Raw genomic sequence first — 22093 nt, forward strand, 5'->3', positions numbered from 1 at the left:
TTTTGGATATTAAAAAGGATACTGTAAATAGTTACTGTAAATACATTGAAAAAGAATTTGACTGTAAAACTTCTGAAGAAATACTAGGGAAAAAATATATTATTGCTAAACAATTTGGAATTGGTAATCTTTCAAGAATGAAAATAGAAGATGGAATAGAAATTTCAATATTTCATATGTATAAAGCAGATACACATTTTGATAATAGGATGTATAAGGATGATATTTTAGAAATAAGCTATTGTTATAGCGGCATTGGAGAAATTAGAACTTTGCCACAGAACAAAAAGTATATATTTAAAAAAGGGCAAATTTGTATTTATAAATCATTAAACGATGTGGATTATTTTAAATTTAAATATGATAATTGTAAAACTATGTCTATTCATATGGATTTTAGTATTATTAAAAATGTGATAAATCCAATATGGGAAGACAAAATGATAACAGATTGGGAAAATCATATAAATGAAATATTTAAAGATGATACATTAATAATTGAAAGGGCTACTGATAAAATAAGAAAAATAGCAGAGCAAATAGAGAATATTCCAATAAAGAATATGTTAGATTATATAAATTTAAAACTTAAGACTATAGAACTTTTATCTACTTTTTTTAAAGACAAATTTAATAAAAAAAATTTAAACAAACAAGAAACAGAGATTATAGTTAATGCTAAAGAAATAATAAACAAAAATCTCCAAAGAGTACCATCAGTTAAAGAGTTAGCTTGTAATTTAAATATAAGCATATATAAATTGCAAGAAGAATTTAAAAATGTAATAGGGTGTACGGTTTATGAATATATAAAAAAAGTTAGAATGGAAAAGGCTAAATACTTACTAAAGAGTACAAATATGTCAGTTTTAGAAATTGCAAATGAAATAGGATATGAAAATCCAAGTAAATTTGCTAATGCATTTAAAGAATATAATAATGTAACTCCACTAAAATATAGAAAATTAAATATAACCAAATATTGAAATAAGGAAATGCTTCAAATTTAACAAAATTACTTAGTTTTGTTTTTTGGAGCATTTTTTATTTCTTTTGGAGTAGATAATGATAATCAATATCAATTATAATGACTTAGAAAGGTTATTTTTATACTTACAATAAAATTTTAAGTAGATAATGCAAATAAAAAAGAATAAGGGAGGATGATTATGAAAAAACAATCAAATTTAGGATTTCTTCTAGAGATATCTGGTAGGGAAAAATTTAAATTATATTTAGCTGCTTTGTTTAGCATAATAAGTTCGCTACTTGCTATAGTACCATATATTTTGATGTACAATATAGTTTTAGAGCTTTTTGGCAATGCAGTGGATTATGAAAAAATTAAATCTATGGCCATAATTGTAAGCATTACCATAGTTGCTAGAATGGCTATATTTCTACTATCGGGAGTATTTTCCCATATAGCAGCTTTTACAATATTGTATGAACTTAGAATAAAAGCAATAAATCATATGTCAAAGCTTAACATGGGGTTTTTCACAGGAAATACTATAGGAAATGTTAAAAAAACAATTAATGAAGATATAGAAAAACTAGAAAATTTTATAGCACATCAAATTCCAGATCTATCTTCAGCTGTTGTAGCTCCTATTATAATTATAGGTTATCTTTTATATTTAAATTGGAAACTGGCTTTAGTTTTATTTATTCCAATTATTTTAGGCTTTTTAAGTCAAATAAGTATGTTTAAAGGTATGAAAGATATGATGGCTCATTATCATGAGTTAGTTAAAAGGCTTAACTCTACTATTATTCAGTATATAAACGGCATGAACGTAATGAAGGCCTTTAATTTATCTGCAAAATCTTTTAAAAATTATAAAGATGTTACAGAAGAATATGCAGATTATTGGATTGATTTAAGCATGAAAACTGCTCCACTTTACGGGGTGTTTTTAGTTCTTATAGATTCAGGACTTTTATTTATAATTCCTATTGGTGGATTTATGTTTTTAAAGGGAAGTATAAACGCACCTACCTATATATTATTTTTAATTTTAAGTGCAAACTTTCTTACTTCTTTTAAACAGTTATTGGAATTTGGGGGAACTTTTTCAATGTTATTAGAAGGAGCTGGAAAGGTAAGAGATATACTTGATAAAGAGGTACAAGCAGAAGGAAATAAAAGCTTAGATAAAGATATTAATGGAAAGATAAAGTTCAATAAGGTTACATTTAAATATGATAAAGAGGAAGTTATAAAAAATTTGTCTTTAACTATAGAGCCTAAAACTATGGTTGCGCTTGTAGGACCTTCAGGTTCAGGAAAAACTACATTAGGTCAATTGCTAGGAAGGTTTTGGGATGTGAAAGAAGGTAACATTACTATTGATGATGTAGATATAAAAGATATAAAAATGGAAGAACTTATGGACAAAGTATCTTTTGTATTTCAGGATGTATTTATGCTTCAGGATAGCATATTAGAAAATATTAAAATGGGTTCTAATAAAACTATAAAACAGGTTATTGAAGCTAGTAAAAAGGCACAAATTCATGACTTTATAATGAGTTTACCTGATGGATATGATACATCTCTTGGAGAGGATGGAATTAAACTTAGTGGAGGAGAAAAACAAAGGATTTCTATTGCTAGAGCCATATTAAAGGATAGCCCTATTGTAATTTTAGATGAAGTTACCTCCTATTCAGATATAGAAAATGAAAGTAGAATACAAAAAGCCCTTAGAAATTTATTAAAGGATAAAACAGCTATAATTATAGCACATAGACTTTATACTATAAAAAATACAGATAAAATTGTGGTTTTAGATGAAGGGAAAATTATAGAACAGGGAAAACATAATTACCTTATGAATAAAAAAGGCTTATATAAGCATCTTTGGGACATGTACGATTATGAAATTACAAAAACACCACAAGTGGCAGGGGGGATGTAATATGGTAGGTGATATAAAGATATTATTAGGTGAGCATAGTAAAAAACTTAGAAAACCCATAATTTTGTTAACCATAGATAGTTTATTTAATATGTTTTTTTATTCAATGTTGTATTTTGTATTGTTAGATTTAATTAATTCACAGTTAAGTTTTGATAAAATTAAGAATTATACTATAGCAATGATAATAGCTTTTGTATTTAGAGTTATAGTCAATGCCATAGGATATACAGGAATACAAGCTAAAGGTGCAAGGGGAATTCAAAGTATGCGAATATCCTTAGGAGATCATATTAGAAATATAAACTTAGGATTTTTTAATAAAAATAGTATAGGAAGTTTATCTAATATAATGACTAATGACTTACAAGATTTTGAAAAAATTATAACTCATAATACTAGTGATTTAATAAAAACAGTAATTCTTAGTTCTTATCTACTTATAATAACGTTTTTTATTGATATTCAATTAGCTACTATTCAACTTATATTTGTAATTGTGGCTATTCCTATTATTTTAATGGGAGGAAAAAGGGTTGGCACTATAGGTAGAGAAAAAAAGAAAGTTATGAATGAAGTTATATCAAGAATGGTTGAGTATCTTAGCGGTATACAGGTGTTTAAAGCTCATAACTTAGCAGGTGAAAAGTTTAAAAGATTGGAAAAATCCTTTAGAGATTTGAAAAGGGAAAGTATAAGAACAGAAATTTCAATTGTTCCTTTTGTGCTTATATTTCAAGTAATAGTTGATATAAGTTTCCCTATATTATTACTTATAGCTACAATGAAATTTGGGATGACAAGCATTGATAGGAAAGCTTTTTTAACATTTATTATAATAAACATGGCGCTTACAAATGTATTAAGGGCTTTTGGTGCACAATATGGAACCTTTAGGTATATGAAACTTGCATCACAAAAATTAATAAGTACCTATAATCATCCAGAAATGAGTTATAAATATGAAGAAGCAAAATTTGAAAATCATGATATCCAATTTGATAATGTAAGTTTTCAATATGAAGAAGGAGAAAATACTATTAATAGTTTAAGTTTTAAAGCAAAGGAAGGCACTATGACAGCTTTAGTAGGGCCTTCTGGATCAGGAAAAACCACAGTTACAAGTCTTATAGCAAGGTTTTGGGATGTAAATAGTGGAACAATAAAAATAGGAAGACAGGATATAAAAAATATAAAGCCAGATTCATTATTAAAGCATATAAGTATGGTATTTCAGGATGTATATCTTTTAAATGATACCATATACAACAATATAAAATTAGGAAACCCAGAAGCTACGAAAGAACAGGTTATAAAGGCAGCTAAGGTTGCAAATTGTCATGAATTTATAGATAAGCTAGAAAATAAATATGACACTATGGTAGGGGAAGGAGGATCAACCCTATCAGGTGGAGAAAAACAAAGAATATCCATAGCTAGAGCTATATTAAAGGATGCACATATAGTTCTTTTAGATGAAGCTACTGCTTCTCTAGATGCAGATAATGAGCTTGAAATTAGAAAAGCTATAAAAAAACTTACAGAAAATAAAACCGTAATAGTAATAGCCCACAGGTTAAATACTATAAAAGATGCAGATCAAATTATAGTATTAAATGAAGGTTATATAGAAGAAAAAGGCAGTCATAAAGAATTAATTGAAAATAAAAAGAGATATTATAATATGTATAATGAAATGGAAAAAGCACAAAACTGGGCAATATAAAAAAGTGCGACGCACTTTTAATGAATAACTAACAATGAACAATTAAGGTAAATTTTATTATAAACTATAGATAGCTAACCTACGGATTAATTCGTTTAGGAAGGCTAAATATCCATAATTGTTCATTATTCATTATTCCTTGTTCATTAATAAAAATTTCGCTTCACAAAATTTTTATAGTATGGTAGCCTTTTTAATAACTTTGCAAGGATTTCCTACAGCAATTACATTATCAGGTATGTCTTTAGCCACAACACTACCTGCTCCTATAGTTACATTATTTCCAATTTTTACTCCAGGGCATATTATTGTTCCACCACCAACCCAAACATTATTTCCTATAACAATTGGTGTAGAGTATTCTTTGCCAGTGAGTCTTTCTGTAGGATTGGTGGGATGAGTAGCAGTATAGATTTGAACATTCGGTGCTAAAAGTACATTGTCTCCAACTTTAACCTTATTTACATCTAATATGGTACATCCATAATTAGCATAAAAGTTTTCACCAACTTCAATATTATAACCATAATCACAATTAAAGGGTGCTTCAATATGAAATGAACCTTTGGTATTAATTAATTGGTTTATAATTTCTCGTCTTTTTTCTTTTTCAGTCGGATTTATATGATTAAACTCAAAAGTTAAATTTCTTGCATAGTCTCTTTCTTTAACCAATTCTTTATCATTAGCATTATAAAAATCACCTGATAACATTTTTTCTTTTTCGCTTTTCATCATTTTTAACCTCTCCTTAATTTAATATGAATAATATAATTATTTCTATCTTATCTCTTAACTTACTTATATAAACTATTATAATTCTTTCATCTCCGAATTATTATTAAATATGGTACTCCTTCTTAAAAGGGCATTAACTTAGAGATATTATATCATTATTAAAATGTTTTCTTATTTTGATATCCTATGATTGAAATTATGCATTCATAATTACCCCTTAATAAATCCATTGAATGCTCTGCTTTTATTAGTTAATACGTATATTATTTTTCTAATATACGTATTTATTGAAATTATATTAAAAAAATTAGTTTTTTATGTATAATATAATATATACTTACAAAAAAGCATTATTTAATATAGTTGATTGCAAAACTAATGCTTTAAAAAATTAAATACTGACCTTAAGATATAAATATTAAATTTAAAAAACAACCTATAGATTAAGCAATTAATGATTTTATTGAGAGTATCTTATTTTTATTATTAATTTTATATCCAATAATTACAGTAATTAATTGAGTTATGCCTGCTAATAATAATTCAGCTTTTAAAGAATTCGTCTTATTAATCTTTAAGGTCGATAGACCTAGCGGGTGTTTAATAATATTGTTGGTTCTTTCAGTAGTAGTTCTGATTTTATATAAGTTATTCCACTTTTCTGTATTCCGAGGAATAGGACAATTAAGTCTAAGGTCTTTATTGATGGTTGGATGATATATTCTTCCACAAGGTGAAGATGTACATGGATTTTCACAGGAAAGTATATACTTAGTTTTGCCATTAATTCTTACTTTTTTAGATTTAGGGCAAAGCCATTTAACTCGCATAGAACGTCCTTTTTCTCTTGTGACTCCATCAAGTTTCATTGGAAGAGAAGAGTCCTTCGGACATAATGGAATTCCATTATCAGTAAAGCCGCTAGGCTGTGGTAAATCAGAAGAATTACGAGGGTTAATTGGAATAATGGGTATTATGTTGCAATCTTTAATTAGATATTTATAATTGTCATCACGATCATAAGCAGCATCACCTAGAAAATAATTATATTTGAAATCTTTATGCATAGCTAAATAACGTTTCATCATAGGAATTAAGGTTTTTGAATCATATTCATCTTTAGCTTGTTTAGCAGAAACATTGTTTTCAAAATCCATTGATTGAGTATCGTTAAAATCAATATGTCTTAAGATTCCAAGAGCATTAACAAGAGTAGTTGATTTAAGTGCATAACAATAATGACCGAATTTATAAGGAACAATATTTGAACTTTTCTTTTTAGCAACTTTACCAGTATTTAAAAGAGATTCAAAATATTTAGGATTATTTTCTTTAACATAAGCTTCAATACCAGCAGTATCAGCAATTATTATTTTAGATAACTCAGAATTAAGTTTTCTACAAATAGGTTCAGTAATATCAACTAAACGGTTGAAGAAACTATGAAGATGTTGAATAAAGTTAGATTTAAATCTAGAGAACTGTGATTCATGAGGTACTTTATTGAAATTACAAAGGGATCTTAATTCTTTAGATAAATTCAATATATTTATAAATAATTCAGTTTCAGAGATACCAAGTATCTTTTGAACTATAAATGCGGTTAGCATTGAGGAAAGAGAGTATTCTCTAGGACGACCACTTGAAGAATAGTAGGCATTGTAAAAACTTTGAGGTATTAACATCTTCATGTTAATATGTTTTTCAAAAAGCTTAATAAATTTAGGCTTATCTTCTTCAAAACAGTCTACGACTTCTTCATAAATATTACAAAGATGAATTTGGTTTTTTAAATTGATCATAAAGGTTTCTCCTTAAATTTATATTGGATAGTACTTATATAAATTCGACATTTAGTGGGGGAAATCATTTTTGATAGAGCTTGAAATTCGTTGAGCCCTAACGGGCTTGAGGTTTTGCAAGCGACTAATTATTTAATATTTAAGGGGGAATTGTAATGAAATTGAAAACATTATTATTTAGTGGAATGATAGCCACAATGATGGCTACTCCAGTATTGGCCATGGGTTCAGGTCATAGTTATTTTACTGAAAGATATAACGGTGACGATACAATGTGTAGCCAAGATAATGGACCAGAACATAGTGTAAAAATTAGAATAACACATAACACAAGTGCAAACCAGACCTATGCATTAGCAGCTTGTGGTTGTTATGGATATAGCGTTGGCAGTAAAATAAAACTTCCTGGTGGTGAGGGTCGGGAGGTTCATGATAAACATTATGCACAAACTACAAGTGTATGTGCTCCTGGAAATTTAACAGCTACTGAAATACACAGAGTAGATTATAAACTTAAAAAATAAAAGAAAGGTTCATCAGAAAACTTCATGATGAACCTTTTTAAAATATTCCAATTAACGTTAAATAATTTGGAGGCATTCTATGAAAATTTTCAAAAAATATCTTAGAAAAACACAATTTCTAATTTTATGTTTAACTTCCATACTAATTTTCATATCATTAATGGTGGGACATGTTGAAAAGATATACCAAATGATGTTAGAAGCAAATAATTTTAAAACAATTAATAGTGTTTCTTTTTATTTTGATGGAAGGAATTTAAGTTCAGAGAATATAATAAAATCTTTAAAAGAAATTGAATTACAAAAAAATATAATAATAACTCATGAAGGAGGACGAGTCTTTATTCCAGGTGCGTCTCAATTCGGAATTTATTTTAATGGAATGTATAAAAATGGGTACAATTTATTAGAAGGAAGATTTTTTTCTTTGGGGGATTTTGAAAAAGATGAAAAGGTAGTAGTTATTGGTAAAAAACTTATAGATAATGTAGAAACAGAGAATGGCAAAAGATACATATATAGAGGTAATGATAAATTTTTAGTTATAGGAGTAATAGGAAAGAAAAACAGGGACACACAATACGATTCTCGTATTTTATATAATTTAAATATGGATTTTCAGGAGAAAGATATAAACTACTTACAGCAGAGGTGGAATTTAGATAGTGTATTAAAAAGTGAAAGCCATTTAAAAGATAGTATTGATGTAGTTAATAAAAAATATAATAGCAATTTTATAAAAACAATTTATGAAGATAAAAGAGTTAGTCCATTAATAAGCGCTATACAAAATTCTAGAACTTTATTACTTAATTTTTCGCTTATAATACTATGTATTATTATATCTCTTACAAGAGCTACAGCACACTGGATAGATAAAATAGCTTTGGAACTAGGCGTAAGAAGAATGTATGGAGCTTCAAATAAAAATATTATTTTACATATAGCTAAAAGATATTTAAGTATATCAGGAGTTTCACTAGTTATAGCACTTATATTTCAAAAGTTATTGATATTAAGTAATGTACTTCAAATACAAAATAGTACTTTAAATATATTTAATATACTTGTTAGTGTTATTTTTATATTAATTATAGGAAGTATAGTTATCAGCATAAGTGCATTTAATATAAATAAAACTCAAATAAGTTATCTTATCAAAGGGAAGGTATAATTATGAAATTTAAATATGCTATTAGAGGAATATCAAGCAGATTTTTTTATTCATTTTTAATTATTGCTCAATTAATTTTTGGATTTTATTCTATGTATGAAAACATAAATTTATATAAAAAAATGAATTTGGAGACAAACAAGGTAGAAAAATTTTTTAAAGATAAAAAAGCTTATGCCTTAGAGGTTGAAAGTATCAATTATAATAGTAATGATATAGAATTTCAAAAAATAATGGATGCTTTCAGGATAATGGAAGATAGTTCTAAGTATACTTTTATAAAAACTACAATGACAGGAGAGATGATTCCTACTTTTAATAATTATAAACAATTTGCAGCAAGTGATTTTGAAGCTAATTCTAATGGTAAAACATGTTTTCAATTTAAGCATAATAGTATAAATAAATCATATCTTAAAACCTATCCGTTAAAGGTTGAAAAAGGAAGATTATTTACCAGTAATGAATTTGATTTTATTGGTAAAGATAGTTTTGTATTTCCTATTGTAGTTGGAGCAAATTATGGTAAATATTTTAAAGTAGGAGATGAATTTCTACTAGATTCAAGTAAAAAACGAATAGGCAAAATAATAGGAATACTTAAAGAAGATGAGTGTGGTCCCGGAGATATATGCCAGCCAGATATTAGATATATAAATTTAAATAACTATATTATATCTACAGATGCAATTTATGAAAGCAAACTAATTTTATGTGATTTGACATTATATAATGCAAATTACATTCTATTTGATAATTCTACAAATGAATCTGAAATATATAAGGAGCTTACAAAAATTAAAAAAATGTTTAATGATATACCTGTTATAAGGGAAGCTGGTATAAGGGATTTGACAAAATATGTAACTCAAGATTTGGACATGCTTAAAGAACAATATGAAATAGTAGTTATAACATCTATTAGTGTCATTATATTTGTATGTATAACATTTATTATATCAATATTGGATTCTATAAATAAAAGAAAAAAGGAATATGGTATACATATTATGAGTGGAGGAAAATTATCTGATATTGCTGGAATTACGTATTTAGAAATATTTATTACTTTTTTTATGGCATATATGATTACAGCATCAATTATATACTATAGAGATGGAAGATTAATAAATACTAATAGCTTACTTATGTTATTGATTTTAATGGTAGCTATATCTACAGTTTCAGCCTTAATTCCCATAATAAGAATATTTAATTTAGATGTTAGTCAATTAGTTAAAGGGGATGAATAGATATGGAAATTATAAAATTAAATAATGTAAATAAGATATATTCTTCAAAACAAAATAAAGTAAATGCATTAAACAATATAAATTTAAATATTAACAAAGGAGAATTAATTGCAATAGTTGGGCCATCTGGTTCAGGTAAATCTACTTTACTTAATATAATTGGAACATTAGATAAAATTACGGATGGACAATATTTATTAAAGAATCAACAAGTTGAAAAACTAAATATTTCTCAATTGTCTCAAGTTAGAAACAAGACTTTTGGATTTGTAGTTCAGCATTTTGCGTTAATTAGTGAATATACAGTATTTGAAAATATTGAAATACCTTTAGAGTATGCAAAAGTAAAATATAAAGATAGAAAAGAAATAATAAATAGTATACTTCGAAAATTAAAACTAGATGATAAAATAAATAAAAGTATTAAAGAACTTTCTGGTGGTGAGTGTCAGAGAGTAGCAATCGCAAGAGCTATTGCTAACGATCCTGAAATAATACTTGCAGATGAACCTACAGGAGCATTAGATCAAAAAACTGGACAAGATGTAATGAATATTTTTAAGGATTTAAATAGAGAGGGTAAGACAGTTATTATAGTAACTCATGATTCTAAAATAGCTGATCAATGTAATAGAATTGTAAAGATAGAAGATGGTGTTATAATGTAGGATAGCAAAGGATTAATTTTATGTGAAAATTACTATAAGAGGTGTCTCCAATATTTCCGGCTTAACTATACTAAGGCATAGAGTGAATAGTACACAAGTACCTTGTGTACTATTCACTCTATTACGTCATTAACCATACACGTACTTTGCAGTACATGACATTTCGCTGGTACTACCTCAATTAAAAACAAATGTATGATTTTATATTTTGTTTATATTCACAAATATCCTCAATGGAAACAACCGGCATATTGTATTTTTTAGCAAAGCCAACTATCTGTGGTAGGTGAGCCATGGTTCCATCTGGATTTGTAAGTTCACATAAAGTTCTTGCTGGTTTATATCCTACTAAACTCATAAGATTTGACCATGTCTAGTCAAAACACCACCTGTACGTGTACGAAGTGGGAAAACATGACCAGGATGACATAGTTCTTCAGGTTTACAGTTATCCTTTACAGCAGTAAGAATTGGAGTAACTCTATCAGCGACAGAAACACCTTTCTTAGCTTTAATTGAGATAGTAAATGCAGTTTCATACTTACATGTATTATTAGGAACCATTTGAGGTATTGTAATGGTTTCAGCAGGGAAATAAGACCTCCTTCATTTTCACGATCTTCATCATCAATAAGATTTTAATGTTTTTTTCTATGAAAATATTCAGATGTAATTAAGAAATACTGATTTGCAACCAAAGATTGACAAGATTTAAGCACTTGTTGGTTGTGTGCAACCATGTTTATATGTTACATTAATTGCAATAATAGGGTCAACTGCAGTTATTACCATTTTATTTATTATTGAATTAACTTCTATAGCTTTTTTTATTAAAGGAAGGTCAATGTAAAGATGAAAGGTATGATATAAATAATGAAACAGATAAAAATTTTTTTGATGATGTTTATTGTAGTGTTTTCAACTTTTCTTATGGCTTGTGCTGGGCAAAAAGAGAATAAGGATACAAAACAAGTAATGCAAAATACATCTATAGTTCATTCAACAAAAAATATATCACCAATAGATGCAGTAGAAGCTACTTTTAATGCTTTGACTTCATTGAATACAAGAGAATTTAATGAATATATTAAATATGTAGATACTATAAGAAATGGTATTGTGTTTAAGGATAATGTTATTTTTGGGGATAACCTTGATGGTGAAAGTAAAGACTACATAGAAAGTATTGTATCAAAACTTTCTTATAAAATCATTCATAGTGAAGAAAAGAAAAATACTGCAACAATAAAAGTACAGATTACCAATCGTGATTTATCAGATATAAATAGGCGACTTGAACAGGAGACCTTTAAAGAAGATCATGGAGATGAAAACAATTTGCTTATAAGTTTAATAAGAAGTACGGATAAAACAAAGAAATATGATGTAACACTTTTACTTGAGAAAAGTGATAAGGGATGGAAAATTAAAATGACTAAAGAATTTGCCAAAGCTATCTGCGGTGATATGCCAAGTTTTATATATAATCTACTGCCATAAAGTGATATTCAGATTTAGCAGGAGATTTTCCCTAACTAAAAAATTATATGAAGAGAAATTATAAGGCGGTTTTCTTAAAAAGGAGGCAAGAGGAATGGAAATATCTGAAAGATTACAGCAACTTAGAAAGCTAGCTAATTATTCACAAGAGCAATTGGCGGACATGCTCGGTGTATCTAGACAGGCAATTTCAAAATGGGAAAGTGGACAATCTAATCCTGATATAAGTAATGTTATAAAATTAAGTGGAATTTATAATGTGAGTACTGACTATATTTTAATTGGCAAAGAACCTAATAGTGAATTAACTGAAAACAAAATGGAAACTAAATGTAAAGTTGAGAAGAAAACATATATCCCTATATCTAAAAAGGCATTATCAATAATAGCAATAATAGGATCAACTGCAGTTATTACTATTATATTTATTGCTGCATTAACTGCTATAGCTTTTTTTATTAAGAGAAGAAAATGAACATGTAGTGAGGGACAGGTAACAATTTTTAAACTTTTAAATTAGATCACTATCTCATTTGTATACAAAGTTTTGGATGAAAATTCAGATTATATGCATTTTACAGACGATTTATAGACAAGAAAGCATTATAATAGAATTAGATTATAATGCTTATATTAAGCAACTATAGTAAAAGGTGGTTATAAAGTGAATACGAGAAATTACTTAACACCTGCAGAAATCGCTACTACAACGGTGGAAACAGGAGTAAAAAAGGCAAAACTTTCATTTTCACACCAGTTGATTTTAGGGATTTTAGCAGGAGCATTCATTGCATTTGCATCTGAAGGATCTAATATGGCAGCATTTAATTTATTTGAAAACCATGAAACCTATGGACTTGGAAAAGCTCTAGCTGGTTCAATGTTTGGTATAGGACTTATGCTAGTTATTTTCGCAGGAGGAGAACTATTTACAGGAAATACATTGATTATTATAAGTGTTTTAGAAAAAAAAGTAACATTAAGAGAAATGCTGAGAAATTGGTGTACTGTATATATGGGAAATCTAATAGGCTCTTTAATAATAGCCTTTATGATGGTAGAATCAGGATTATTTAATAGTGGAGCCCATATACTAGGTGGACAAACCATTAAAATTGCTGCTTACAAGGTTGGCTTATCTTTCATGCCTGCTCTGTATTTAGGAATTATGGCAAATTGGCTTATTGGCTTAGCTGTATGGTTAGCCCATGGAGCGAAAAGCATGGTAGGCAAGATTTTTGGAATATTCTGTCCAATAGGGCTTTTTGTCACATCTGGTTTTGAACAGAGCATTGCTAATATGTATTATATTCCTGCAGGAATATTAGCAAAATCAAATATTAATTGGGTCAATGCATCTAAGCTTTCACCAGAAGAGTTAGCCAATTTAAATTGGAGTAATTTTATATTCAATAATTTAATACCTGTAACCCTTGGAAATATAATCGGTGGTGCTATATTTGTAGGTCTTATATATTGGTTTGTCTATCTAAAACCTGATACATCACAAGTAATGGAAAATACAGTGGTAATAAATAATACATTGGAAAATGAAATCAATTTATAAATATTAAAATATGAAATTAAATGCGTTGTAGATAGAATTAACATTCTTGAACCAACGCATTTTTTACATGCATGTTATTAAGATGTAAAGGAATTCACAGGATTAATGCTAAAAAACATATAATATTCTTATTTTATAAGTTATTTAAAAATAAAAAATATTAGAAAATACTTAAGTTTAATTTATTTATTACGAATAAAAGAATTGTATAACATATGTTGAAATATGTAGTAGATTGTATAATTACTGGAAACAACATAAAATAAAGTAATGCATAATTAAATTTTAATTTATGCAATTTGATTACTTATTAAAAGCTAGGAGGATTTGTATGAACTACAAAAATTTATTTCTACCACAAATAAATTTTGGGAGAGTACATAAAAAGCATCCTAATTTGAATAATAGTATAAATAAAATTGTGAGGTTGTTTCAAGGACATTTTAGATGCTTGATTTTCGATAGTTCGTAATAATTTAAATTAATGCTATTTTTAAGCAAAGACGATATAATAATTTATGCTAATGATGGAGGGAATTACGTGAGAAAAATTAGATCTAAAAGTATAAAAGTTTATATTATGTTATACTTTGGAATATTATTAATTGCAATAGGAATAGGGTTAAGTGGAGTATCTTATATAAACTCAAAAAATACATTGGAAAATACCGTAAAAATGACTATGCCTGAAATTGTTAAACAGGGCTCTTTAGCAATAGAGACTTACATTGAAGGTGAATTAGATAAATTAGAATTAGTGACTAATGAAAAAATATTTAAAGATGAAAAAGTTTCCCTTGATGATAAGTTAAAGCTTCTCTCTAATGAGGTAAAAAGAAGTGGACATGTTAACATGGGAATTGGTGATTTAAATGGAAATCTTAAAACAACTGAAGGAGATTTAATTAATATAAGTGATAGAGAATTTTTTAAAAAAGCCTTGAAAGGAGTTAGTAGTGTAACTGATCCAATGGTTAGTAAAGTAGACAAGAGTATTATTATAATTTATGCTTCACCACTTAAAAAAAATGGAAAGGTTATAGGAGTTATAACTACTGTTAGAGATGCAAATGTATTTAGTGATTTTGCTAATAAAATTAAAATAGGTGAAACAGGAAGAGCATTTATTATAAATAAGCAAGGAATGGTCATTGCTGCTAAGAACAAAGATTTAGTAAAAAAAATGTATTCTGCCATTGATGCTGTAAAAAAAAATTCTGATCTTCAATCTGTAGTGGACGTACATAAAAAAATGATTAAGGGTGAAAGTGGAACTGATGAATATTTAGCTGATGGTGTTGAAAAATATGTAGCATATACGCCATTAAAAGGCACAGGTTGGTCAATTGGAATAGATGTAGACAAGGGTGAAATATTGCATGAGATTAATTCATTAAATAAATATATGAGTATATTGACATTAGTATTTTTAGGGGTTGGATTAGTTATAGCATATTTAATTAGTGAAGGCATATCTAAACCTATAAAAAGATATGTAGAACATTTAAGAGTTATTGCAGATGGCGATTTTAGTATTGAAGTATCTCAAAATGACTTAAATAAAGAAAATGAAATAGGATATATGGCTAAGGCTATTGACGGAATGCAAAACTCTATTACAGAAATGATAAAAAATATTAAGGAAAACTCAAGTAATATAGATATGCAATCTGATAATTTAGCAAATCTTTCACAAGAAATGTCAAATTCATCTGAAAATGTATCTATGTCTATTCAAAATGTCGCAAAAGGGGCAGGGGAACAAGCTTCAGATTTAATGGAGATAACTAGTATACTTAATGATTTTAGTGTTCAATTAGATGATATGGTAAGAGATATAGAAGAAGTTGATACAAGCAATAAAGATATCAAAATTGTAGCAGATAAAAGCAGTAAGGATATGGACAATGTAATAAATTCTGTTGAAAGAGTTAATAATACTTTCAATGAATTGATCGTAAAAATTAAAAATGTAGGTAGTAATATAACAAAAATAAATGATATAACGGCTCTTATCAATACTATATCAGAACAGACTAATTTGTTAGCTTTAAATGCAGCAATTGAAGCAGCAAGAGCAGGGGAAGCGGGAAAAGGATTCAGTGTAGTTGCAGATGAAATTAGAAAATTAGCAGAACAAAGTAAGGAATCATCAGAAAGTATTACGGTAATTGTTAGTAACATATCAAAAGACACAGATATTATGATTGATACTACAGAAAATGTTAAAATCCAGTTAGATAGCCAAAAGAAAGAAATCGATATTGCAATGACTTCTTTTGAAAAGATAACTAAATCTGTAGATATAGTAATTCCTAAAATTAATGAAACTAGTAAATTAGCTATAATCTTGGATAAAAGAAAACAATCTATATTAGAAAAGTTAGAATCAACATCATCAATTTCAGAAGAAGTATCAGCATCCTCGGAAGAAATTGCATCCTCTACAGAAGAGATGAATTTTTCTACAGATGAAGTAGCAGCTGCATCTCAAATGTTAAGTAATATGACAGGAACTATGATGGCACAGATTGATAAGTTTAAAATTTAGTCTGATAATAAACTTATATAAACTTTCATAAAAGTTTTTCAATTAATATATTTCAATAACTAGATAGAAGTATTATTATGCTAATATCTAGTTATTTTGATTTTTAATTAGATTGTAGAGGTGAATTAAAAAGGGGGGGATTATTATGGCAACAGTGAGGGAAATTTTGGCGATACCTAAACTATCAAATTTTAAAGTAGTAGCGGGAGCAAAAGGATTAGATAAAAATGTAAGGCATGTAACTGTTATGGAAGTTCCTAATATAGTTAAATGGATGAGGGGGGATGATTTTTTAATTACTAGTTTATATTCAGTAAAAGATGATGTGAAAAAGCAGTGTGAAATCATAAAAGATTTATCAAGTTCATCTTGTTCATGTGTTGCTATAAAAGTAGGAGAATATATTAAAAAAATTCCAAAGGAGATAAAATATATTGCTAATAAATGTGAAATGCCTTTAATAGAGATACCTTATGAATTATCCTATATAGATATTATAATGAATGTTATGCATTTGATCTTTGAAGAAGGAGATGCTGATTCAATAATTCAAAAATATATAAAAGATATAATATTTGATATTTATGAGGATGAGAAACTTATGGTACAAAGAGGAAACTTATTAGGTATAGATGTTAATAGAGACTATTTTGTAGCATTTACGCTAAAATTTGATGAGAATGAGGAAATAAATAACAATCACATGAATTGTTTAAAAAGAGTAGCTAAAGAAATTTCAAAATATGTAACAAACAATAAAAACTTTGAATTGAGTCCCTATATAGACGCGGATAGAAGTGTATCTATAATTTTTCAATCATCTTTAAAAAGCAACATAGAAAAAATGTTACCATACATAGAGAAAGGGGCTTTATTACAGGTAGAACATTATTTGAAAGGTAAAAATTTATTTATAGGTGTTGGAAGCATTGAAACTAATATAGAGGGGATAAAGAATTCTTATTTTAATTCTATAAAAGCTATAAAATCAGGGAACATATTTAAAGAGAAGAATAAAGTATTTTACTATAAAGATATGGAAATATATTGTATTCTAAAAGAAGTTATTGGAGAATGTACAGAACCTTTAATGAATTTAGTCTTAAAAAATGTAAAGGACAAGGATTTACTAGATACATTGATAAAGTACTATGAATGTAATGCTAATTTAGATGAAACTGCTATGGAACTATTTATACATAAAAATACTGTTAAATACAGATTACAAAAGATAAAAGAGATAACAGGATTAGATGTAAAAGTTCATGAGGATAGCTTTAAATTATACTTAGCTGTGCTTGCAAATAAGATTTTGTTAAATTCAACAAAAAAATGAGTGAATATTTAATTAATAGAACATAGAAAACAGGTATTTACATTGTTAAAATGTAGATAATATGAGATTAATAGATAAAGGTGAGGTTATAAAATGATTTCAACAATAGAGGACATGCAATATTTAGAGGATATATTTAATAAATTTTATACAATTGGTTCAAATAATCAAGGTGGAGTAACCAGATTAGGATATTCTGAAGAAGAGGATAAAATGCATAATATTTTTAAGCTTATTGGAGAAGAAGAGGGATTCCAAACTTATGAGGACGAAGTTGGTAATACTTATGTATTAAATAATCAAGAAAGTAATGAACATTATTTAATCGGTTCTCACTTAGATTCTGTTATTAATGGTGGAAGATATGATGGTGTAGCAGGAGTAATAGCGGGACTTATGATTTTAAAATGGGCAAAGAAAGATAAGCTTAACATACCAATTAAAGTAGTAGCTTTTAGATGCGAAGAATCTAGTAATTTTGGAATGTGTACCATAGGAAGTGGACTTATTACAAATGAAATTAGTAAGAATGATATTGAAAATTTAGTATCTAAAAAAGGAAAAACATTAAAAGAAATATTTGGGAAAAAAGGGTATAGCTTAAATCCTAAAAAGATATCTAATATAAAGCAGTATTTAGAGCTTCACATTGAACAAGGAAAAGTACTTGAAGAATACAGGGTTAGAGTAGGAGTAGTATCTGATATAGCAGCACCAAGAAGATTTAATATATATATACAAGGAGAGGCAGAACATTCTGGAGCAACACCTATGAATATGAGATATGATGCTTTATGTGCAGCTTCTGAAGTTATTTTATCAATAGAAAAAATAGGAAAAAAAGAAGCAATGAAAAAATCGGTTGCTACAGTTGGGGTTCTTAATAATTCACCAAATGTTTTAAATGTTATACCAGGAGAAGTTAAATTAGGTGTAGACATAAGAGGCATAGATAAAAATAGTTTAAATAGTATGGAAGAAGAAATTAGAGAAGTTTCAGAAAACATATCTAAAAAAAGAAATGTAGAAATTTTTATTGAAAAGACAAGTGAATTACTTCCAGTAAAAATGAGTCAATACATGCAAGAAAGATTGGCTGAATGTTGTAAAAAAACAAAAATATCATATAAGATACTTCCAAGTGGAGCAGGTCATGATGCTATGGTTTTCCCAAAAATATGTGATACAGCTCTAATATTTATACCTTGTTCTAAGGGCATAAGTCATAATAAAAATGAGTTCACGTCTTTAGAGAGCATTCTTGATGGAACCAAAGTTATGTATGAATATTTGAAGGGAGAAATATATAAATGATACTTATTAAAGATGGTAGATTAATAGATCCTAAAACTAATAAAGATGAAATTTTAGATTTAATTATTAAAGATAATAAAATTTATAAGATAGGTAAGTTTCAATCAAGTGATAAGTATGAAACTGTTATAGATGCAAAAGGAAAAATAGTGGCACCAGGATTAATTGATGTTCATGTACACTTTAGAGACCCAGGCTTTACTTATAAGGAAGATATACAAACGGGTTCTGATTCAGCAGCAAGAGGTGGATTTACTACTGTTGTTTGTATGGCAAATACTAATCCTATAGTGGACAATGAAGAAACCCTTAATTACATAAAAAAAGAGAGTGAAAAATCTAAAATAAATGTATTGCAAGTAGGAGCAATAACAAAAGGATTTAAAGGAAAAGAATTAGTAGATATGGAGTATTTAAAATCAATAGGTGCTGTTGGATTTAGTGATGATGGAGTTCCAATAATGGATAGCAAATTAGTTATGGAAGCTATGATTAAAGCTAAAGAACTTAACGTACCATTAAGTTTTCACGAAGAGGATCCTGCATTAATTGGAAGTTCTGGAATAAATCAAGGAAAAATATCAGATAAACTTTGTGGTAAAGGAGCACCTAATGTAGCTGAGGATACTATGGTAGCAAGAGACTGTATATTAGCTTTAAAAACCGGAGCAAAAGTAAATATACAGCATATAAGTTCGGGGATATCCGTGGACATCGTAAGATTTGTTAAATCTTTAGGAGCTAATGTAGTGGCAGAAGCTACTCCTCACCATTTTTCATTAACTGAAGAAGCAGTATTAGAGCATAAGACTTATGCTAAAATGAATCCTCCACTTAGGACTGAGGAAGATAAGTATAAAATAATACAGGGGTTAAAAGATGACATTATAGAAATAATAGCTACAGATCATGCTCCTCATAGTATAGAAGAAAAAGAAAAAGAGTTAACAAAAGCTCCTAGTGGAATAATAGGGCTTGAAACATCCTTAGCATTAGGTATATCTAATTTAGTTAGAAAAGGACATCTTACTATAATGAAATTAATAGAGAAAATGACTATAAATCCAGCTAAATTATATAACTTAGACACAGGATTTATTGCTGAAGGAGCAATTGCAGATATAGTAATATTTGATCCATCAGAAAATTGGGTGGTTTCAGGTTTTGCCTCAAAATCTTCAAATTCTCCTTTTAAGGGACAAAATCTTTATGGAAAAATAAAATATACCATATGTAAAGGAAATATAGTTTACAAAGATTAAGGATGAATTAAAAATGTTATAAAAATCAAAATATTTTTAAAGAATTATTTTATCTTAAAAAGGGGGAAAAATATGAATAATAAATTAATATTAAGCATATTCGCTATTTTATTATGTGCAGCAATGGTGCCATTTGGATTTACTTCTAAACCATCACCATACATATTTGGGTGGTTGCCTTTTCCATTATTATATTGGTGGATACTTATGTTTGTAAACCTTATTTTTATACTTTGGGTATGTAGTTGTTTTGTAAAGAGTGCTCAAAAGGATAAAAAGGAGGAAGTAAAATAATGAATACAGGATTATTAAGTTTTTTTATAATAGTTATATATTTAGCATTAATGCTTGGAATAACAATTCATAGTTCAAGAAAAAGTAAAGCTAGTAATGCAGAAGGATTTTTTCTTGCTAACAGAGGAGTAAACTCATTTTTACTGCCCCTTACAATGATAGCCGCTATGCAAAGTACATTTGCTTTTTTAGGAGCACCAGGAATGTATTATACTCATGGTATTTCATACATGGTATTAGTTTTAAGCCAGGTATGGGTTGCACTAATGGTAATTTATTTTGGAAATAAGATATGTAAATTAGGTAAAAAATACGGATATATGTCCATAGGAGATTATTTTCAGGACAGATATGAGAGTGATTATTTAAAGGTATTAGCATCTTGTATATCTGTACTTATGACTATAGTGTTTTTATCCATGCAATATGTTGGAAATGCAAGGGCGATATCTGTTATAAGTGGTGGTATGATATCTTATAAGTCTGCTATATTAGTATCTGCAATATTTTCATTATTATATGTTGTAATAGGAGGAGCAAGTAGTGTAGTTTTAATAGATGCTATACAAGCAGTAATACTTTTAGTAGGTATGGTTTTAGCAGCAGCAGTTGCTATAGTACCAGCAGGAGGAGTTGAGAATCTATTTAAAACAGCAATAGAGACTACTCCGGAGTTATTATCTAGACCAGGTCCAAAGGGTTTATATAATAGTAAATATTGGATAATGCAGTTTATAGTTTTACCTTTTGGTATATGGTTATGTCCACATGTATGGATAAAATCATTAATGGCAAAGGATGAAAAAGCTTTATCAAGATCAGCTTTAAGTATACCAGTTTCACAAGTATTAATATATGGATTTGCTACATTATTTATAGGACTAGCAGGTCATCAATTAATAGGGAAAGTAGATGCGGCAGATAACGTATTACCAATATTAATGAATAATCATGCAAATTGGTTTTTAGCTGCTCTTATAATGGCGGCTGCTGTAGCTGCAGGTATGTCTACAATAAACTCTATGATACTAGTTACATCACAAATAGTATCTCAAGATTTAATCCTTATGAAGAAAAAGGACAAGGTTACAGACAAACAAAACTTAATATTATCAAGAATAATAATATTGACAATAGTTATTATAGGATCATTAATAGCTCTAAGACCTCCTAAAACTTTAGTTCAGGTTGTACAGGATGTTGCTTATACTGGACTTGCTCAAATGGCACCAGCTTTTGTATTAGGACTATACTGGAAAAATGCAAGAAAAGAAGGGGCAATAGTTGGAATGACTGTAGGAACAATAATATTGTTTGCAACAAGAATATTAAATGTAACACCATTAGGAATTCCAGGATTTTTATGGGGGTTCTTTATAAATATATTATGTTTAATGGTAATCTCCATAGCATTTAAATGCAAAGATAATACAAGAGCAGAAGAAAGATTCTTTGCTTAA

The 22093-nt window shown here is 27.9% G+C and carries 18 protein-coding genes and 1 pseudogene; 16 read left to right on the top strand and 3 right to left on the bottom strand.

The annotated features are described in order from the left end of the window. Positions 1-2: 2 nt before the first annotated feature. The 3 genes from B5D21_RS02680 to B5D21_RS02690 all read left to right on the top strand — a co-directional run bounded on the left by B5D21_RS02680 (position 3) and on the right by B5D21_RS02690 (position 4650). On the top strand, positions 3-986 hold the full coding sequence (locus B5D21_RS02680) for a helix-turn-helix domain-containing protein (protein WP_035125366.1): 984 nt from the start codon (positions 3-5) through the stop codon (positions 984-986). Between the two features lie 183 nt (positions 987-1169). Continuing rightward, complete coding sequence (locus B5D21_RS02685) at positions 1170-2924, top strand: ABC transporter ATP-binding protein (protein ID WP_035125364.1); 1755 nt, start codon at positions 1170-1172, stop codon at positions 2922-2924. A gap of 1 nt (position 2925) precedes the next feature. Further along, positions 2926-4650 carry an ABC transporter ATP-binding protein gene (locus B5D21_RS02690; protein WP_035125363.1) on the top strand — a complete coding sequence of 575 codons (1725 nt, stop codon included), beginning with the start codon at positions 2926-2928 and terminating at the stop codon, positions 4648-4650. 174 nt (positions 4651-4824) lie between these two features. Here the strand turns inward: B5D21_RS02690 and B5D21_RS02695 are convergent, their stop codons facing one another. Both B5D21_RS02695 and B5D21_RS02700 read right to left on the bottom strand, forming a co-directional pair. Beyond that, a complete protein-coding gene (locus B5D21_RS02695; protein ID WP_035125413.1) occupies positions 4825-5385 on the bottom strand; it encodes a sugar O-acetyltransferase in 561 nt (186 codons plus the stop codon). Between the two features lie 446 nt (positions 5386-5831). Then, a complete protein-coding gene (locus B5D21_RS02700) occupies positions 5832-7190 on the bottom strand; it encodes a transposase (protein WP_011099171.1) in 1359 nt (452 codons plus the stop codon). A 155-nt stretch (positions 7191-7345) separates the two neighbouring features. Between B5D21_RS02700 and B5D21_RS02705 the strand changes: the two genes are divergently transcribed. The 4 genes from B5D21_RS02705 to B5D21_RS02720 all read left to right on the top strand — a co-directional run bounded on the left by B5D21_RS02705 (position 7346) and on the right by B5D21_RS02720 (position 10809). Further along, entirely contained in the window at positions 7346-7714 is a 369-nt protein-coding gene (locus B5D21_RS02705) for a hypothetical protein (protein ID WP_035110180.1), read from the top strand. A gap of 79 nt (positions 7715-7793) precedes the next feature. After that, positions 7794-8888, top strand: coding sequence for an ABC transporter permease (locus tag B5D21_RS02710; RefSeq protein ID WP_011099172.1), 1095 nt, complete (start codon positions 7794-7796; stop codon positions 8886-8888). 2 nt (positions 8889-8890) lie between these two features. Continuing rightward, positions 8891-10141 carry an ABC transporter permease family protein gene (locus B5D21_RS02715; RefSeq protein WP_011099173.1) on the top strand — a complete coding sequence of 417 codons (1251 nt, stop codon included), beginning with the start codon at positions 8891-8893 and terminating at the stop codon, positions 10139-10141. A gap of 2 nt (positions 10142-10143) precedes the next feature. Next, a complete protein-coding gene (locus tag B5D21_RS02720; protein ID WP_011099174.1) occupies positions 10144-10809 on the top strand; it encodes an ABC transporter ATP-binding protein in 666 nt (221 codons plus the stop codon). 181 nt (positions 10810-10990) lie between these two features. On the opposite strand, the pseudogene B5D21_RS02725 reads toward B5D21_RS02720, so the two are convergent. Beyond that, positions 10991-11444 (bottom strand): annotated as a pseudogene (locus tag B5D21_RS02725) (3,4-dihydroxy-2-butanone-4-phosphate synthase); the annotation flags it as partial. A gap of 238 nt (positions 11445-11682) precedes the next feature. Here B5D21_RS02725 and B5D21_RS02730 point away from each other — a divergent pair. The 9 genes from B5D21_RS02730 (at position 11683) to B5D21_RS02770 (ending at position 22093) form a co-directional block, all read left to right on the top strand. Further along, entirely contained in the window at positions 11683-12309 is a 627-nt protein-coding gene (locus B5D21_RS02730) for a hypothetical protein (RefSeq protein ID WP_011099175.1), read from the top strand. A 94-nt stretch (positions 12310-12403) separates the two neighbouring features. Continuing rightward, a complete protein-coding gene (locus tag B5D21_RS02735) occupies positions 12404-12784 on the top strand; it encodes a helix-turn-helix domain-containing protein (RefSeq protein ID WP_011099176.1) in 381 nt (126 codons plus the stop codon). Between the two features lie 189 nt (positions 12785-12973). Further along, positions 12974-13876 (top strand): formate/nitrite transporter family protein, encoded by a 903-nt coding sequence (locus tag B5D21_RS02740; RefSeq protein WP_011099177.1) that lies wholly within the window; start codon positions 12974-12976, stop codon positions 13874-13876. Between the two features lie 541 nt (positions 13877-14417). Further along, entirely contained in the window at positions 14418-16427 is a 2010-nt protein-coding gene (locus B5D21_RS02745; RefSeq protein ID WP_052040379.1) for a methyl-accepting chemotaxis protein, read from the top strand. Positions 16428-16572: 145 nt separating this feature from the next. Beyond that, positions 16573-17763, top strand: coding sequence for a PucR family transcriptional regulator (locus tag B5D21_RS02750; RefSeq protein ID WP_011099179.1), 1191 nt, complete (start codon positions 16573-16575; stop codon positions 17761-17763). Between the two features lie 93 nt (positions 17764-17856). Beyond that, positions 17857-19077, top strand: a complete 1221-nt coding sequence (locus tag B5D21_RS02755; RefSeq protein ID WP_011099180.1) for a Zn-dependent hydrolase — start codon at positions 17857-17859, stop codon at positions 19075-19077. Continuing rightward, positions 19074-20339 (top strand): dihydroorotase, encoded by a 1266-nt coding sequence (locus B5D21_RS02760; protein WP_011099181.1) that lies wholly within the window; start codon positions 19074-19076, stop codon positions 20337-20339. The genes B5D21_RS02755 and B5D21_RS02760 overlap by 4 nt, the downstream gene beginning before the upstream one ends. Positions 20340-20411: 72 nt before the next feature. Next, positions 20412-20633 (top strand): hypothetical protein, encoded by a 222-nt coding sequence (locus tag B5D21_RS02765; protein ID WP_035125361.1) that lies wholly within the window; start codon positions 20412-20414, stop codon positions 20631-20633. Continuing rightward, on the top strand, positions 20633-22093 hold the full coding sequence (locus tag B5D21_RS02770) for a sodium/pantothenate symporter (protein WP_011099182.1): 1461 nt from the start codon (positions 20633-20635) through the stop codon (positions 22091-22093). Before B5D21_RS02765 ends, B5D21_RS02770 begins: the two co-directional genes overlap by 1 nt.

This window comes from Clostridium tetani, from assembly GCF_900167265.1.
Classification (GTDB): Bacteria; Bacillota; Clostridia; order Clostridiales; family Clostridiaceae; genus Clostridium_G; species Clostridium_G tetani.